General features: G+C 40.1%; 11 protein-coding genes. All 11 read right to left on the bottom strand.

The window, feature by feature from the left end:
• A partial coding sequence (locus tag Q8907_02990; protein ID MDP4273226.1) for a hypothetical protein occupies positions 1-307 on the bottom strand: 307 nt, incomplete at its 3' end.
• Between the two features lie 23 nt (positions 308-330).
• Entirely contained in the window at positions 331-2,118 is a 1,788-nt protein-coding gene (locus Q8907_02985) for a T9SS type A sorting domain-containing protein (GenBank protein MDP4273225.1), read from the bottom strand.
• A gap of 121 nt (positions 2,119-2,239) precedes the next feature.
• Positions 2,240-3,292: a hypothetical protein gene (locus tag Q8907_02980; protein ID MDP4273224.1), complete on the bottom strand. Its 1,053-nt coding sequence runs from the start codon at positions 3,290-3,292 to the stop codon at positions 2,240-2,242.
• Positions 3,293-3,303: 11 nt separating this feature from the next.
• Positions 3,304-4,884, bottom strand: a complete 1,581-nt coding sequence (locus Q8907_02975) for a RagB/SusD family nutrient uptake outer membrane protein (GenBank protein MDP4273223.1) — start codon at positions 4,882-4,884, stop codon at positions 3,304-3,306.
• 5 nt (positions 4,885-4,889) lie between these two features.
• A complete protein-coding gene (locus Q8907_02970) occupies positions 4,890-8,039 on the bottom strand; it encodes a TonB-dependent receptor (GenBank protein MDP4273222.1) in 3,150 nt (1,049 codons plus the stop codon).
• 293 nt (positions 8,040-8,332) lie between these two features.
• A complete protein-coding gene (locus Q8907_02965) occupies positions 8,333-12,502 on the bottom strand; it encodes a two-component regulator propeller domain-containing protein (protein ID MDP4273221.1) in 4,170 nt (1,389 codons plus the stop codon).
• A gap of 222 nt (positions 12,503-12,724) precedes the next feature.
• Positions 12,725-13,885, bottom strand: coding sequence for a DUF5123 domain-containing protein (locus tag Q8907_02960; GenBank protein MDP4273220.1), 1,161 nt, complete (start codon positions 13,883-13,885; stop codon positions 12,725-12,727).
• Positions 13,886-14,029: 144 nt separating this feature from the next.
• A complete protein-coding gene (locus tag Q8907_02955) occupies positions 14,030-15,691 on the bottom strand; it encodes a glycoside hydrolase family 28 protein (protein MDP4273219.1) in 1,662 nt (553 codons plus the stop codon).
• A 68-nt stretch (positions 15,692-15,759) separates the two neighbouring features.
• Positions 15,760-17,412 carry a glycoside hydrolase 43 family protein gene (locus tag Q8907_02950; protein MDP4273218.1) on the bottom strand — a complete coding sequence of 551 codons (1,653 nt, stop codon included), beginning with the start codon at positions 17,410-17,412 and terminating at the stop codon, positions 15,760-15,762.
• A gap of 95 nt (positions 17,413-17,507) precedes the next feature.
• The gene (locus Q8907_02945) at positions 17,508-18,680 is read right to left on the bottom strand and encodes a glycoside hydrolase family 88 protein (GenBank protein MDP4273217.1); all 1,173 of its coding nucleotides are present in this window, start codon (positions 18,678-18,680) and stop codon (positions 17,508-17,510) included.
• A 137-nt stretch (positions 18,681-18,817) separates the two neighbouring features.
• On the bottom strand, positions 18,818-18,997 hold a 180-nt coding region (locus Q8907_02940; protein MDP4273216.1), incomplete at its 5' end, for a pectinesterase family protein.

The raw sequence follows: 18,997 nt of genomic DNA, 5'->3' as shown, positions 1-18,997 counted from the left end.
TTTTCAGAAGAACAGCCCCCCTGATGCCGTTTTTATCGGCAGGAAGTGCGGAAACCTCATCAATTGCAGCCTGAAGGACCTGATGACATTCGCCGGAAACCGGTTCTACTGTCTTCACAACAGGTACATCCGGCAAAGGAACTTTGCCTTCCATATACCCCACAAAGGAAAAATCGGGAATGATATTTACGGCATTGGTTTCCGACTGATTCGCATAGAACGTATAGGAAAGTTTCCCATCCTTCATGGATACAAGAGACTGAGAAAGTCCTGCATTCGAGCAAAGGAAATAAACTAAAAAAAACAATATGTTAATCTTTGCCTTCAATTCTAATTTGCAATTATCAATTTTGAAGTTGATCTTAAATTCCCTGCAGAAAGAAGCACATAATATATTCCGCTTGGAATGCCGGAAACATTACAGGGCACTTCATGCCTGCCACTGTTTTGTGTTTCTCTGATCAACTGTTTAATCCGCTGACCATTTATATTGTAAATCCCAATTGTAACTTCCTGGTTTGAAGGCAAGAAATAATTAATATGAGTAAAATCAGAAGCCGGATTAGATCTGCAACTTAGCTTCAATTCGAAACCCAAATCTGAAATATTTTCCGTATTTATTTGGGCCACACCGGTACTAGTGCCTTCAAAACTTGCAGAAATGGTATGATTACATGAAACGTTGGTAAAAATATAAGAGGACAGGGTACCCTGACTTTTTCCATCAATCAGGACATCCTTAATCCGGTATCCATTATCGGGGATAATAACAAAATTTTGATCCGTTCCCGGATATGCAATTACCTTGTTATTTGGACTAATAGTCCCGTTAACACCAGCCTGAATAAAAATAGTGTCGGGTGAGGCATAACGGCGGCTTTTTTCCCATAAAAGCCTGCCGGTAATTTGCGGCGAAGATGCAACTTTATTTTTATTTATTTCAATATTGCCGACAGTCAGGTATTTTTCAGGACGGAACTGCGTAAAATAAATATATTCATCCCGGACATAATTGTCCCCGGCGGCATGACCGGTTCCATAAGTTCCATCCACCCGGCCGGCATAGAGCCCGTTATTCACAGTTGCCAGCACCACATCAAAATAGGTATTGGCAAAAGGAAGCATATCTTTAAATTTAATTCCATATCGGCCGCAATTATAAGCGATCCAGAGTCCCTCGCAATCATAGGCGAAGTGGTTGGTATCCTCCATTCCTGAAGGCAAAGCATAAGCCCAGGTCCAACAGGGGGATCCATAAACAGAAGCATTGGCTTTAAGATTAGCCATGAACCAGTCTACATTAGGTTGCACAATGGAATCGTATTGAGCAACCCGTTCAGGAGAATCTCCCAAAATCAGGTGGCATTCAACAAGACGGATAAAACCGTCGGTCAGCATCCAGGCCTGGTTCCAGGGAGCAGGTTCATCCGGTTTATAGGTATTGGGAGCTCCAGGAAAGTAATAATGATTGTTTTCTGTAGTGCGGATAAAATGAGGCAATATCCAATGATCAATAACATAGTCTGCTTCCTGAATATATTTGATTGCCCTGGCTTTATAGGTGGTTCCAAATCCCTTAGGATCACCCAAAGACACATTCAAATTCCACAAAGAAGGAGTTTTTAAAATCAGTTTGGCACAATAGGCAATATGAGAAAGTACGGAACCCTGTTCCACACCTGCCCCGGCAGGAATGGTTGAAGAATTAGAGGAAGGCCAGACCGGTTCTATCTTGCCGGTCCAGACAATACGCTGTCCGCCATCGGCAGCTGAGGCAAGATCATTACGGCCTGCAAGGGCAGCGTCACAATAATAAATCATCCGGTTAAGAATAGCGGTATCGCCACAGGCTTCATACATCAAACCGCAGGCCTCAATTGCTTTTCCTGAATTGCCATAAACCCAGATATTGGCATCATTAGTGGCAGGAGCCTGAACTTTCAGGCGCATATATGCCTTGAACGAAGTGATTTCATTCTGAGTGACCGGGCCTGTAAGACTTTCAACAACCATCGACTGGGCATCCAGCGACTCAATAAAACTGCTTGAGAGCAAAAAGAAAAATGGTATGAAAAGTACCCTGACAGTCATTGCAATTTGATGTTTGTTATTTTCCATTTAGATATGCGCTTATCTTAGACAATAAACAGGAATATCCTTTAATCAATTTATTTGTTAATAAAATTTTGAAAAGGTTTATTGCTGCAAGCAGCAATAAACCTTTTGTTAAAAAACAAATCTAGTGCGGTAAATTTGTTGTTAAAAATCTGTCAATCACTTGTATATATACACTATTAGGTACCAGATTCCCTTGTTCGTCATAACCGTCTGCGATAAGATCGCTTGTTCTGACATTCAGATAATCATTAAGCTGTATGGGGTAATCAGAAGTATTGGAAGGTGACCAGTTCAGAATCTGAATATACTGGGTGCCATTATTGCTCCCATAAGCAGGATTAGCTCCGTTCCCCCCGTCAATAAATGCTGGCACAGAACCGCTTGACGAGGAACCAACGGGAATACCTCCAGGTTGAGTAATACCAAGGGGCAAATGCTGAAAATACAAAGGTGAATCATTGGTCAATAAGGTATTTACAATTGAATCCCCAATATCACTCAAGGTATAATGGCTGAACTTACCCATCAAAATCAAATATTCCAGATATTTCTTTACAAATTCAGGATTCTTATAATCACTCCAATTTGCAGCAACCTTGTTGTTTACAAGTACAGCACCAAAAAAGCAATCTGAATAAGGTTTTCCATTGTCAGCTCCTTTTGCAGTATTGATTCTTTTGATTGCATCGTTATGTAAAATAACAAAAGTCCTTCCTGCCTTCATGTATTCGTTGGTATCAATACCGCTATAGGCAACCCCTCTCAGCATAGCGGAGAAAATGGTATCTACACTGATCACCTTACCGAATTTTACCGTAGCTGTTGCAGGGAAATTTGGTTCAGAAGCAGTTTTTGCCAAAGCGTAATTGGTATAAGTAACCTGCAGAGTAGAAACACTGTTAATCTTTACAGTATCAACAGTCTTAATTGTTGCATCAGCAGTGGCATTGATGATGGTATCTGTAACAATGATATAGTTACGCGATTTCATATAATCCCATGCTGTTTTGCCCAGGTAAGGACTAAGGGTATGAGGTGCCCTGTTGTAATCCTCCTGCAAATCCAGGCCAAACATAGTACAGCCGGCCATACTTGTTGCAAGAAATGCAGCAAGTAATATATTAATTATTTTATACATCTTTTTTAAGTTGATCCTTAAATCTATTGTTTTCATATCGATCTATATTAATTATAAGGATTGTTCTGTGTTAAATTCACATTATCATTAAGAATAGTACGGTTCAAAGGCCATAATTCCTTTGGATCTATTGTTCTACCGGACTTATCTTCAGTACTGAAATCGTCAACCGCAGCTGAAGGATCATAAGTAGAACCATAATATCTTCTTAATCGCTGTTTGATAATGGGAGACATAACAGAATGCGCATGATAAGTACGAATCAGATCAAACCAACGTTTTCCTTCCCCAAACAATTCCCAATGACGTTCATTCAAAATGGTATCTTCCACCGCATTGACTATATTGGGCACATTCCAGGTCGAAGGATCGGTACATTTTTTAACATTGGCCCTGGAACGCATCAGATTCACGATATTTACAGCAGCAGTCGAATTTCCGGTCTGATTCAAAGCCTCAGCATATAGCAGATACATATCACTCAAACGGTACATGACCAGGTAGGCCGGAAGTGCCAATGTAGTTGATTTTGACGTTAAAGTACCCTTGGGATAATATTTCAACAGATTACCCCAACCTGCCTGAAGGATATCAATAGTTTGCCTGGCACGGCTATCAACAGAGCCAGTCCATCCATGAGCAGCAGTTCCATCGAAAACGGCAGAATCAGGTTTTAAACCGCTGTTGCTATAACCTGTCGAAACCGGCAGATTCGGGCTGTTGGTAGAAGTCGGCAAGTCGAAATAAATACTCCAAATACCTTCAGGTGAAGTAGAGGGTGATAAAAATACATTTTTCCAGGTTGCGGCCTTTTCAATATGTGAAGAATCGCTGCCGGAAGGGACTCCATAAGTAGTTCCCAAGGGAGATTTTGCATTAAATAAATTCCCGAACCAGGTCATTGCATTGTTATAATCACCCTTCCACATATATACATCAGCCAATGTGGCACAAATTGCCCCTTCATTGATATACCATACATTTGCAGTCTGCCCTTTTTTCATCAGGTCATAAGCCTTCAGCAGGTCAGGTAAAATAATTGAATTGATGATCGTATCTTTCGGAGACTTTGCCTTTTTCGGATCCTTCGACAGATCTTCGTAGGGTGCAGTCCAAATTGGCGCATCACCCCATAACCTTACTATGTAGAAATAGCACATGGCCCTCATCGCATAACACTGGGACATATATTTATTGATGGTATCCGGCGTTGCCTTGTTGTCATATTTTGCAACTTTCGGTATATATTCCAGATTGACATTTGCACGGGAAATAGTCCGGTATAAACCGGTCCAGTCAGACATGGAATTTCCTGAAGTTATCTGATTCAGGGTGATTTCATTCTGCATGGTTCCTCCGTATTGTGATTTGTCAAAATTGTCGGATCTTACTTCACCCCAGTAAAAATATTTACCTGCTGTAGAAGAAGTTCCCCCTCCGGTCATTTCCTGCCTGAATGAAGAGTAAAGTCCAGCCATTGCAGATTGGACATCGTTTACAGTCCTGAAATAATTTTCAGAGGTTATCTGGGTAAGCGGATCCTCTGTTAAAAAGTCCTTACAACTTCCCAAAAGCAGTACCATCAGTACGCTTGAAAAAGCTGTTATTTTATATAGTTTAGTTCTCATGATTATTAAAAATTAACGTCAACACCAAATCCCAGTTCTCTAGTTTTCGGGTATTTCCCGTTATCTTCACCGGGTTGAAGCCCATTCAGCGAAAATTCAGGATCATACCAGCTGTAGTTTGTCCAGGTAGCTAAATTATTTCCATAAACAAAAATGCTGACTCCGTTTAGCCTGATTTTATTCACCAAGGTCTTGTCGAAATTATAGTTCAACCTTGCGCTAGACAAACGGATAAAAGATCCATTCTCAATGTATAAACTATTGGTACCTGAACTTATACTTCCTCTTGTATCCTTACGGGTGAACAATGGATATTTGGAGATATCGCCCTGTTGCTTCCAAGAGGTCAAAATAGCATCATAAATAGGAGGAGAATAAGTAGAACTATTAGCATTCTGGTTGTTGGCTACCCGGTTATAAATATCATCACCCATTTGGGCATTAATGAAAATGCTCAAGGAGAAGTTCTTATAGGTAAAGGTATTGCTGATCCCAAAATAGTATTTGGGAAGGGCATTGCCACAAATAAGCCTGTCCTGATCATCAATTACGCCATCATTATTGACATCCAGCCATTGGGTATCACCCCCCTGAAGCACAATCCCATTTCTGGTTTTTTTCTGAATGGGACCGGCATAAACATCTCCGTTCAATAAATATTGCCCGTCTGGATTTTTTGTGTTAGGGTCAATTTCAACAGTAAGTTGTTGCCCGTAATATTTACTGGTCTGATCGCCGACATAAGCATTTGACTGATCCCATTGATATACGCCCAGGTTTTTCCATACATAAAAGTCACCAATCTTTCCACCTTCCCGGATCCACCATTTATCTCCAGACAAGAAGGGGGTATGATTAGCCAGTTCCTTAATTTTGCTGGACTGGAAAGAGATATTACCCATAATATTCCAATTGAAATTTCTGGTTGAAACCGGAGTAGCACCCAGGGTAAATTCCCAGCCTGTGTTTTGAATAGAGCCCAGATTAATAGTTACCTGAGTTTTACCACATTCATTTGGTAAAGCACTGTTGTAAAGTAAATTATCCGTAATTTTCCGGTAATAGTCGGCAGTGAAATTCATCCGGCCATTAAAGAAAGTAAGATCCAAACCATAATCAGAAGAAGTAGTTGATTCCCATTGAATTTTGGAATTGCCCATAGTATTACTTTCTGCGACACCATTCACGCCCATATAAACTTCTGTACCTGCATTAAATACCGTATAAGAAGAATAATCACCTATTGCATCATTCCCGGCCTGGCCAATACTGTAACGTAATTTACCATCGGTCAAAAATTTCTTTGACCAGTCCATGAAACTCTCATCAGAGAAACGCCATGCTGCTGATCCCGACAAAAAGTTTCCCCATTTGCTGTTTTCACCAAATCTTGAAGAACCATCCCTTCTGTAGGTTCCCTGCAAAATATAACGGCTCTTAAAGCTATATCCCAGACGTCCGAAAAATGAAGCAGTAGTATGTGCCGTAGCTGTTGTCCCAGTTTTACTTGAAGAGGTGATGTCGGTCTGTCCCATATTGGATGTGAACAATTGTTCATCAATAATTTTCAAGGAAGAAATGACATAATCATCATCCCTGTGTTGATCAGCACTAAAACCAGCCAAACCGGTAAATGAATGGTTACCAATAGTCTTCCCGTAGTTAAAATAAGCCTGATACAACCAGTAAAAAGTCCTTTCGAATTCATTGCTGGCAGAATTGGTCTGAGGAGAAGAAGTTGAAATAGAAGCAGGACTCATTGTCCAGTTCCTGTCGGATTCCAGCTTCGCATTGAAAGAAGTGGTAAACCGTAAATCTTTTGTAAACTGATAAGCCAGTTGGGTATTATTTAAAGCAGTGAAATTTTCCTCCATATTGGTGGCCAGTAAAGCCTGAGCCAAAGGATTACGTTTACTTTCTATGGTTGAAGCCAATGTGCCATCAGGTTTATAAGCACTGGTCCAGGGATTCTTTTCCCATACCTGCTTTAGGGTATTACCCACATTAATTGAATTACCTGTTTCATAAGCCCAGGACAGGTTATTGGTTACTTCCAGTTTGTTCTGCCTGTAACCGACATTAATCCTTGACTGAACCCTTTTTAACCAGCTGTTGACTACTATTGCCTGATTATCCGTATAATCTATGCCCATATAATAGTTAATTCCATCACCGGGAGTAGCGGGATTATCTGCTGAAGGAGTTTTTGATGTGCCACCACTTATGCTTAATGATAACATCTTCTTATTGGAAACCCTTAATAAAATATCCTGGTAATCATTATCCTGGTTCAGGTAATAGTTTACGGAGTCGACATTTACACCACTGTTCCCATCGCCCCTCATTTTTCTGTAATAGCGCAATTCATCAGCACTGGTTGTTCTCAGTTTATGGGCAAGCTTTCCGAACAGATTTGTATAACTGACATGGATAGAAGGTTTGCCGGACTTGCCGCTTTTGGTTGTAATCAAAATGACCCCGTTTGCACCACGTGCTCCATAAATGGCCGAAGAAGATGCATCTTTTAAAATATCAACAGATTCAATATCCTTAGGATTAATGAATTTTGCATTGTCTGAGATGACCCCATCAATAACATAAAGAGGGCCATTGCCGCTGGCATTAATGGTAGAAGCCCCCCTGATCTGTATAGATCCGTCACTTGTGGGATCGCCGTCAGTAGTAACCAGCACGCCGGCTGCCTGCCCCTGCAAAGCATCAGTCAAAGAAACCGGTTGCTTTTCCAAAATTGAGGTTTCGCCCACGTTGGTAACCGAACCGGTCAGGTCACGTTTCTTTGCCGTACCGTATCCAATGACCACCACCTCATCCAAGGATTTGGCATCAGGCAGCAAGGTGACAGTAATGCTGGATTGTTTCCCGGCTTTGATCTTTTGTGACTGATAACCAATGTAGGAAAACACTAAAACAGATTCGCTTCCCGGTACCTTAATTGAAAACTTACCATCCAGATCTGTCGTGGTTCCTGTGGTAGTCTTGTCAACATGAATACTTACCCCCATTAAGGGCTCCCCATCATTTGATACTACCTTCCCTGTAATTTGTTGGGCATACAGAGCCTGCCCCACGCAAAACAAAAAGGCCAACAAAGGAATTAACTTCCCAAGCAGTTTGTTTTTTGGTTTTTTCTTCATAAAAACTTTCATATTGAATTAATTTAGGTTTAGAACTGAATGCAAAAAAAAAGAGCCTTTGCTGCAAATCATCTTTTCAATTAAAACCACTCATTCCTTTTGCTTCAGAAAATGATTACAATTGTAGACAGGAATTCTCTGTAACAGGGGTTAATTTTCGTTCAAGTAGGTAGGAAATTTTGTTCAGAAAGGGGGAATTTTTGTTCAAAAGGGTAGAAAATCGTTCTCAAAACAATATCTTAAATGATCAATTTTGACCATTTATGATATTGTGCTTCAACAATTAATGGGGTTTATCCTTCAGGTTGAGAAAGAAATTCGGAAGGTGATTTCCCGAAATACTTATGAAATTCTTTACTGAAATATTTAGGATCGGAAAATCCTATTGTATATCCAACTTCTGCTACGGAAAGTTTCTTTTGCTTCAAAAGCAATGCAGCTTTTTTAAGACGGGTAGTACGAATAAGCTCAATAACCGATAACCCCGTGAGGGCCTTGACTTTCCTGAACAGTACCGGCCGGCTCATCCCAATTTCATTAACCAGCATGGTAACATTAAAGTCGGTATTAGTCATTTTTTCTTCGATAATCTTCAGTAATCGTCGAAGAAATTTCTCTTCAGGATCGGACAGTTCCGTATTTTGAGGTTCGAGGCTAATAATTTTCCCGTATTTTTCTTTTAATTTTTCACGCGAACTTAATAAATTCTTCACCTTAAGCTCAAGCAGGCTTACGCTGAAAGGTTTTGTAATATAGTCGTCGGCACCGGTTTCGAGTCCTTCCATTTGCTGAATAATTGTATGGCGTGCCGTAACCAGAATAACCGGAATATGGTTAGTCCGTTCGTCCGATTTCAACCGTTTGGTGAGCGTAATCCCATCCATCACAGGCATCAGAACATCACTAATAATAAGATCAGGCAAATTTTTTGAAGCAATATCCCATGCTTCCTGGCCATTGGCAGCTTCCCGGATATGATAATCGACTGCAAGCTTTTCTTTAAGGAAATTACGTATCTCAGCATTGTCATCAGCAATCAGGACAGAATATTTCCTGTTAGTGTTGGATTTTGAAACATCTTTTTCACCAAATGCAGCCAGATTACTTTCGGATTCCAGAGATAAAAACGACTCCACATGTTCGCTGTTCACATAATCATTGACAATCTCTCCGGACGAAAAATGAGAATTGCCCAGCAATAAAGAAACCGTAAACCTTGTAAAACCACCCGGACCCTGCTTGGAATCCCGGCTATCTACCTGAATAGTCCCATGATGCAACTCCACTATCCCTTTCGTTAGAGCCAATCCTATGCCAAAACCATAAGTAGGATAGGATTCATCCTCTACCTGATAAAAACGAGTAAATATTTTACTCATATTTTCTTTGGAAATACCTATGCCATTATCTTCAACCATCAATTCAATGTACCCTTCAGGGGAATTCTGATCCGGATGCTTTTTCAAAATTGAAACAGAAACATATCCACCTTCCGGAGTAAATTTAAGGGCATTGGAAATGAGGTTGAAAACTACTTTCTCCAGCTCGCCCCTATCATACCAGACTTTTATTTCATCATCCTGAGAATGGAATTCAAGATTAATTTTCTTTGTATGCGCATAATCCTGAAAGGCCAGGACAATTTCGTCAATAAACTTGATAATATTCCCTTCTGCAACTTTCAGTTTCAGGTTTCCGGTGTCTTGTTTCCTGAAATCGAGGAGTTGGTTCACAAGCCGCAATATCCTGTTTGCATTGGCCTGTATCAACTGAAGTTGCTTATGTGCTTTGGGTTCAAAGGAAGAATTAAGCAAACTTTCCAGGGGACTAAGAATAAGAGTAAGCGGAGTCCTTAACTCGTGGGAAATATTTGTAAAAAACCTGAGTTTAGCCTGACTTAATTCATTTTGTTTTTTATTCTCAAGCTGTTCAAGGTATAAATTATGCTCCAGCCTGATTCTTGCAAGTTTCACCCTGATAAAGAAACGTATTGCACCGGCAACTATAAGCAAATAAACAAGATATGCCCACCAGGTTTTCCAGGGAGGGGGAAGTACATGAATTTTTAATGCAATGGGGGTGTTATTCCATACCCCATCATTGTTGCAACCTTTAACCAATAAGGTATAATTTCCGGGTTTCAGGTTCATATAGGTTGCCACAGGATTGGTCACATAATTCCAGTTCTCTTCGAACCCGACAAGTTTATAGGCATATCGATTTTTATGGGGAAGGATATAATTCAAAACGGCGAATTCAATAGAAAAGACATTTTGGTTGTAATGAAAGGTCAATTTTTTTGTTTCATCGAGATTATAGTCCAATAATCCCTTAACAGAACCTGCTTTAATCTCTTTATTGAACAAAAACAACCTGGTAAACACGACCGGATGAATTATCGAGTTTTCCAAAATGCTGTCAGGATGAAAAACCACAATCCCGTTGTAACCGCCAAAATACATATAACCTTTTCTGTCCTTACAATATGAGTTAATATTAAACTCCTTGCAAATCAGTCCGTCATATTTATTATAATTCTTAAATTCACCGTTCCGGGGATTAAATTTTGACAGGCCATTATTGGTACTCAGCCATAAGAAACCTTTCCTGTCTTCCAGGATACCATTGACATTGGTACCGGCTAATCCCTGTTCAACAGAATAACGGACAAATTTTCCGGTACGGGGCTGAAACATACTAAAACCATCTCCCCGGGTTCCTATCCAAAGGCGTTTCTGGTCGTCTTCAAAAATGCAATTGATATAATTCCCGCTGATAGAAGAAGGATTATTATCCTGGCTCAAAAATCTTAAAAATTTACCATTAGTCAGCTGACGGTTCAAGCCGAGGCCGGTTCCAATCCACAGGACATGTCTGGAATCTTCATAAAGGCAGGTAATCGAATTATTTGAAAGGGAAGACGGATCAGAAGGGTTATTCTTAAAAACTTCTATTTTGCCACTTTTCGTATTTAATTTTGCAAGTCCACCTCCATAAGTACCTAATACCAAATTCCCCTTATAATCTTTGATAATGCTGTAAATGCGATCATGAGGGATTGAATTGGGCATACCCGTGGTGGAAAAATAATGGGTAAACTGATGATTAGCCAGGTTTAAATAATTCAACCCGTTCATTGTTCCGATCCATAAACCTTTACGTCCCTCGGGTAAAATGGTTTTTATATTGTTGTTGCTGATCGAATTTACAGAACCCGTGGAATGCTTATAATGTTGAACCTCATTAGACCGGCGGTTCCAAAAAATCATGCCTCCCCCTTCAGTGCCAATCCAGAAATTATTATTTTCATCTTCCACAATAGCACTTGCAACCTTATGTCCGAGATGAAAACCTTTTTCGACCTGTTTAAAACTGCTGAATTTTCTACACTTCGGACTGTAGAAATTAATTCCGCCGAAGAAAGTACCAATCCAGAAAGATCGATCACGGTCAATAAATATAGAACGTATGGAGTTGTCGCTTAAAGACTCTGAATTATCAGGACTGTTCCTCAACTCTGCTATTTTCTTTCCCTGCCTGTTGAGGACAAAGACGCCGGAAGACATGGTTCCCATCCACATGTTTCCACCTGGATCAAGTTTCAGGAAACGGATTGTCTCATCGAGATGAAAGAGTTCTGCCTTGCTGTTAAGGGCGGAAGTAAACTTGCCCGTCTTTTTATCTAAAAGATTTATCCCACCTTTTTCGGTTCCTACCCAAATTGAGCCCGAGAAATCCTCTGAAATGGCATTAATATAATCATGACTCAGGCTATTGACATTGTTGTTGCTATGTCTGTAGCAACAAATCTTATAACTTTGGTCCTTGCCTGTACTTATAAGTTCGAACAAGCCCCTTTCAGTCCCTACCCAGATGATTCCGGCCCTATCCTGAAAAATATAATGCACATAATTTTCCTGGCGGGGATAATACAGAAAACGTTTAAAACGGTAAGGATTTCTTGAAATCAAAAGATTTAACCCATTTCTTGTACCTACCCAAATATGGTGGCTCCTGTCCTCCAAGATATACATAATCCCATTCTGACTGAGCGAATTAGGGTCTTTAGGATTATTGACCAGATTTGTGAAGTTGTCTTTTTGGGAATTATAAATACTTAGTCCATTATTGGTTCCCACCCATAAGGTTCCCTGTTTATCCGATAAAAGTGAAAATATCACACTGCCAATCAGACTGTTTGGATCTTTCTGATTATGTTTATATTCTTTAAAGGCATGAGAGTCATATTTATTCAAGCCATCCCGGGTACCAAACCACATAAAACCTTTTGAATCCTGGGCAATAGAAAAAACACAGCTTTGTGAAAGCCCGTCATCCACAGTCAAATGATCGAAAGACATCTGAATACCTTGTCCTGAAATATTCAGATTAATCAGTAAAAAGAAAATGAAAGAGACAGCAAATTCAAAACGGAACGTTCCCCTATTTACTTTACGGAACATAGGCATTTAGGTGTAATAAGTCAAACATTTCATATCGCTTTCATATAGGGATCGAACCCGAAAGCAAATTGAGTTTTTGGTGCTTCAAAGTTATAAAATAATATTTCAATTAACTGTGCTGAAATAATGACAAAATTATATTATTCTTTGACAAAGAATAAAAAAGGAAGAGCTGCCAAAAAACAAGCAGCTCTTCCCCTGGGTTAGTGTAGTAAAAATAATTTAGGGCCTCCAGCGCGGATCACCGGCATTACTCTTTCCGGCGAATCCTGCATCAATAATCGTAAAATCACCGTTTGTCGGGGCTTTAAACAATGCGGTTGATGAACCTGAATATGCCGTTAAACTTCCCATGATAGAAAATGTTGTTGCGGCATTATTATCCTTATAATCACTTGTGAAATAGAATCCTGAAATCAGTTTATTGGTACTTGTACTTACCCTTACGCCATCCGTATATGCCCTTGGGGTACTGCCAAAAATACAATTTTGGATGGTTACTCCGTTGGTAACAGTATAAGTGTTGTAATCAATGATATACCTGATGGATGTTCCGGTTCCCGAAGTGGAAATCTCATTAAAGGTACAATTCTGCAGCGTAACAGAATTGGAATTGGCTGTAGTATGAAGAACAATAGAAACGGCAAAATTATAAACCGTACTGTTGGTAAAACTGATGTTAGTTATGGAACAACCGGCGACATTGTTGTTCACAAAGGCATAAACGCTGGAATTTTCGATATCAAAAATTTTATATTTATCAAATGAAAGATTTGAAATTGTTTTAACCGGAGCATCTTTCAAACGAACAGGAGTATTGCCGATATTACGAATAACACAATTGGTAAAGCTCAATTCTCCGAGTGTGCAGGTTGTACTTTGATTAAACATATAACCTATTTTGGTTCCCCCACTGACATTATCCAAATATCCTGAGAATTCAATATTCTCAAAGCGAATATAATTCAACTGGCTGGTGGTTGCAATATTCAACATATTGGCAGTAGATGTTGCCCCTGACATGTGGATAACCGGTAAAGTATCCCGGTAAAGCCCCCTGATTTTAATGTTTTTTGTCAAATTAAAAGCTGTACTTCCAATATTATAGCTTCCCGGCTTAATGACGAAATAATTGATGCAATGTTTATGAACAGTACGGAATAAATAAGCTTTTATAGATGTTTCTATGTTCAATTTTCTATGCTGTTTCCATAATTTCACAAAAACATCCTGAACAATTTCTTCGGCTATATCTTTGTTTTTTAAAACAGTAAAAGCATAAATGCATAACTTTTCATAATAAGCCAGAAACAGGTAATCTAAGGCAGCTTCATTATCCGACTTAAGCTTTTCCAAAATATCCTGGTCAGAGTATTGGTTCATCCTCGTTTTTAGGTAATAAGTAATGCAATTTAGCTAAAAATAATGATAACAGATATAATAATTCTCTTGCTATTTGCTGAAATAAAAAACCCCTGACGGGGTTTTTTAAGTTTTTTATAACATGAATTTAGAATAAATTCACAGTTAATGGATGTTAACTTTTGACTTCACTTCTCTCCCCATTTCAATATCATTCTTATTAATATTATTACCAGAAATACTAATATTTTCCGATTCGGCTCCGCTTACCCTTAACAATTTGCCTGGACAATGGTTACAGGAGAAACCGGAAAGATCAACATTCTTACTGTCCTTAATTATACCGGCATCGCCATTTTCTATATCCAGTTTAATATGGGTCAATTTAACATGATCACCGTTAATGCAGGAAAAGCCTCTTTTCGATTTGATGGAAATATTTTCAAGACTGATATTGCGGATACTCATTTCAGGCAATCCTTTCACAAGAATTGCCTGATCAGCACCATTACAGGAAATATCCTTTATAAAGAAATTTTCAAACCGGGGGGTTCCTTCGTCGACAACAGGCTTAGTGATGGTTTCGGAATTATTTTCAACCTTTGCACCACCCTCGGGAATAGGGGAAGCACCACCATAGAACATATCAAAAAGAATCGCGGTAGTAGGAATATTGATCATGGCAATGCCCGATACATAAATGTTTTCTACAACACCCCCACGGCCCCTGGTACTTTTAAAACGCAAACCTATATCTGTCCCCACGAAACAGCAATTGTGAACAAAAATATTACGAACTCCTCCGGACATCTCACTGCCAATTACAAAACCACCGTGTCCGTGAAAAACCACATTGTTTGAAATTACGAAATATTCTGTTGGCTTGCCCCGCTTACGCCCTTCTGCATTTTTACCGGATTTGATGCAAATGCCATCGTCGCCGGCATCAAAACTGCAATTGGTAATAGTTCCGATCCGGCAGGATTCCACATCAATTCCGTCGCCATTCTGGGCATATTGGGGATTACGAACCGTCACATTTCTTAATGTCAGATTCTCGCAAAGTAAAGGATGGATACACCAGCTGGGAGAATTTTGAAAAGTAGGTCCATCCAACAAAACAGAATTACACTGGATGAAACTAACCATAACCGGACGCAGAAAATCTTTAATTGCTTCATAATCTTTAATCGTGGCATTGGGGCCAAGATAACCGGAAGGATAAGCATTGCCTTTCAAATATTTTTTACTGGGATACCACGTATTCTTGTCTTCAGAAAGAATTCCCCCTGAAGTGATCAGACTCTTCCAATCGCCGGGAGTAAGCTTTTCTCTTTTTACGGACCTCCAGGCATCACCAGATCCCTCAAAAATCCCATATCCCGTGATTGCAACATTTTGCAGGTTCTTTCCGCTCACAGGCGAAGCACAGCGCATCATCATAATGCCTTCATAAGCAGCCTGAACGATGGGATAATCATCAAAATTCCTGCTGAACTTCACCAGGGTTCCCCGGGTGGTATGAAGATTTACATTGCTTTTCAGAACAATTGGCCCGGTCAGCCAACAGCCTTCAGGAATAAGGACTACTCCGCCACCTGCTGCCGAACAAGCATCTATAGCTTTGGCAAATGCTTTTGTGTTGAGTGTTATCCCGTCATTCTCTGCTCCATAATCCTTTACATTAAATGTATCGGTTTTAAAGACAGGAACTTTAACCTCCGGCATATCAAATGGGACTTTATCCCCGCTAAACTGGGCCAAACCTGGAACAGTCGACAATACCCCCAAGGATATTACGAGGATTGATTTCAACCTTGACTTCATATATTTTTTAATTTATATTATTGATATTTTATCTATTTACTTTATTTCGGTCAATGATCATGTATTTTTTATTCAATTCTAAACCAATCGAAGTCAGCATAACCCGCATCATTAAATTTGCCACTGCGAACGCAGAAAATGCCGACTTTTGCCCCTATCCATTTACCTTTCAGGGCAGTAAAGGGATCGCCCAAAGAAGTAAAACGTTTTCCATCAGCGCTGTAGCTAAAAGTACATTTTGCTTCTTTTTCAACTTTTACCCTCAAATAAAACGTATTATCCGGCAGTAATATCTTTTCTGTCTCAATTTCCTTGCCCTGCTTGTCCGCATTGGTACAGGCAGTCTGCGAAACGTATAATTTGCCCTTTTGATTGGTTACAGCCAGATAAGCATAATTCATTCCCATAATAATCAAACCGGTCTTTTCGCCCTCAAAATTTGGGGTGAAGGTAAGCTTGGTTGTAGCGGTAAATTCAGGGGCAGGAAATTTTTGTAAAAGCAGATTGGGTACATCCCAGAAATTGGTATATCCTTCAGGCAATGGGTATGAGAACAACCTTAAATAGCCCTGATTACCAACCGGAAAGGCCCAGGTTGCCTGAGGATTGGCATGCCATTGCCATTGAAGCCCAAGAGAATTGGAATTAAATTCATCAGAAGTCAATGGAGTTGCCTTAGGATAAGTTTTCCCAACATTGGGTTTTTTAAAGCTCAGCACAGGCTCACCTTTCCCGTCGCCATTTTTATCAATACCAATTACCGGCCAGTCGTTTAACCATTTCATCGGTTGGAGGTGCAAAATACGGCCATAAGCCCCTTTATCCTGAAAATGTAAAAACCAGGATTCCCCCGAAGCCAGCTCTACCCAAGCTCCCTGATGAGGTCCATTAACCGGGGTCTTCCCCTGATCCATTACAATGCGGTCTTCATAAGGGCCATAAATATTTTTGGAACGCAAGACCGACTGCCAACCCGTTTCCACCCCTCCTGCAGGAGCAAAAATATAATAATAGCCATTGCGCTTGTAAATCTTAGGTCCTTCAATCGTTGGATAATGGCTATGCCCGTCAAAAACAAGGACACCATCATCCAGGACTTTGGTCCCTTCATTGTTCATGCGGTTAATGGTGATGATACTTTTGATACCAGCCCTGCTCCCGGCCCATGCATGAACCAGGTATGCATTGCCATCATCATCCCACAACGGACAGGGGTCAATCAGTCCTTTCCCATCCTTGATCAGAACAGGAGGATCCCAGGGCCCTGCAGGATTTTTGGCCTTAACCATGTATATGCCATAATCGGGATCGGGATAAAAAATATAAAATTCTCCATTGTGATAACGAATGGAAGGAGCCCAAACCCCATTCCCGTGTTGAGGTTTGTTGAAAACATCTTCAGGAATCTGCTTACTCAAAGCATACCCTATAATCTCCCAATTGACTAAATCTTTGGAATGTAAAATCGGCAAACCGGGTACACAATTAAAACTCGAAGCAGTCAAATAAAAATCATCTCCTACCCTTATTGCATCGGGATCAGAATAATCGGCACAAATCACGGGATTTTTATAGGTTCCATTTCCGTTATCAGGAACCCAAACTTTTGAAAGAGTACTTTCCTGAGCCCTTAAAGAGAAAGTGCTAAAGGATAATAATATGGATAAAAGGATAAACACTTTTTCCCTGACTTTGAAATTTTTTCTTTTTATTTCTATCATTTGTTAAATATAATTTGTAATTTATTAATAATCTGTAATTTGTGTAAATAATCTGATTTTAAAATTAATCTTTGTATTTTACCGTACCCCAGCGACTATCTGCCCAACTCAAGGCTGGCCAATATGAATGAACCGGTTGCCTTAGGATCGTTTTCACAAATCTTTTCATGGATGTAATAATCGTATGTACCGGGCCGATTGGCGCTTAATCCGGCTACGGCACAGCATTGAACCAGGGAAACTGTGCCCTCCTTATCCACCTTAATCAGGTTCTTAAGCAAACCATCATAGCCCTTTTGGGCGACTGCCAGATATTTTTTCTCAATATATCCCTTTTTAGCAGCCTTTGCCAAAGCATAAACGAACATGGAAGAGCAGGAAGCTTCCAGATAGTTGCCCTGGCGGCCACCCTGATCAAGTACCTGATACCATAATCCGGTCTTCCCATCCTGTACTTTAGCAAGAGCAGGGGCCAGACTTTTTAATATTCTGATCACCTTATTGCGGCCCGCATGATTTTTAGGGAGATAATCCAATACATCAACCATAGCCATTGCATACCAGCCAACACTTCGCCCCCAGAAACAAGAAGAGGTGCCGGTCTGAGGGTTAGCCCAGTTCTGGATGTGTTTTTCATCCCAACCATGGTAATATAAACCTGTTTTAGGATCATAAGTATGTTTGGCCACCAGAGTAATTTGCTTTACCACCTCGTCGAATAACCGGGGTTCATTAAATTCTTTTGCATATTGGGCAAGAAAGGGGCTGGCCATATAAAGGCCATCCAGCCACATCTGATAAGGGTAGATCTTTTTGTGCCAGAAACCGCCTTCCGATGTGCGGGGCTGGTTACGAACCTGATCACGCAATGTTTCCAGGGCTTTGAGGTATTTCTTTCCCCCGGTTTGACGGTAAAGATCAAACAATATTCTGCCCGCATTGATCTGATCGAGGTTATAATCCTGAATCTGATAGGTTTTAATTGTCCCCTCAGCTGAGATCAAGGTATCTGCATAACTCTTGGCATAAGCAAAAAACTTCTTGTTCCCTGTAGCCTTACTGGTTTCCATCATGGCCCTGCAAACCAATCCCTGACAATATCCCCATTTCGGCTTGGCGGAATTGTCAAGCATCCAGCTTTGGGGAAACCGTTTCATCTCCGAATTGGCCATTCTGACTGACCAGGGTTTCCCCTGGGGCCTGAATGCCATTAAACATAAGAGGATACTTAGGATAAATAATATTCCCGATTTTTTAAGATTATTCATGGTTGAAATTATTTTAATTTTTGCTGTTTGCTGCAGGTTTTAATAATATAAACTATATCAGGGCCGAGTTCATTGTGGAGCCATTTTTAAATATGTAATTCTATAAAAGGTACAGCTATTAAAATTTAATACACCATTTACTTTAAAGGGTTCCAACTTCCTACCACAGGAATGCAAACCGAATTTCTGGTAAAAACATTTTCAAGGGTATAAGCGGCAGCTTCCTCATCGCTCAGTTGTTTTGACCATTTCACTCTGGCTAAAGGGTTAGCCCCTTTCCCCCTGCTGTTGTATTCTGCATAAAAGGTGGTTTGTTC

It is taken from the genome of Bacteroidota bacterium (assembly GCA_030706565.1).
Lineage (GTDB): Bacteria > Bacteroidota > Bacteroidia > Bacteroidales > JAUZOH01 > JAUZOH01.
This window is presented reverse-complemented; position numbering and strand designations above follow the sequence as displayed.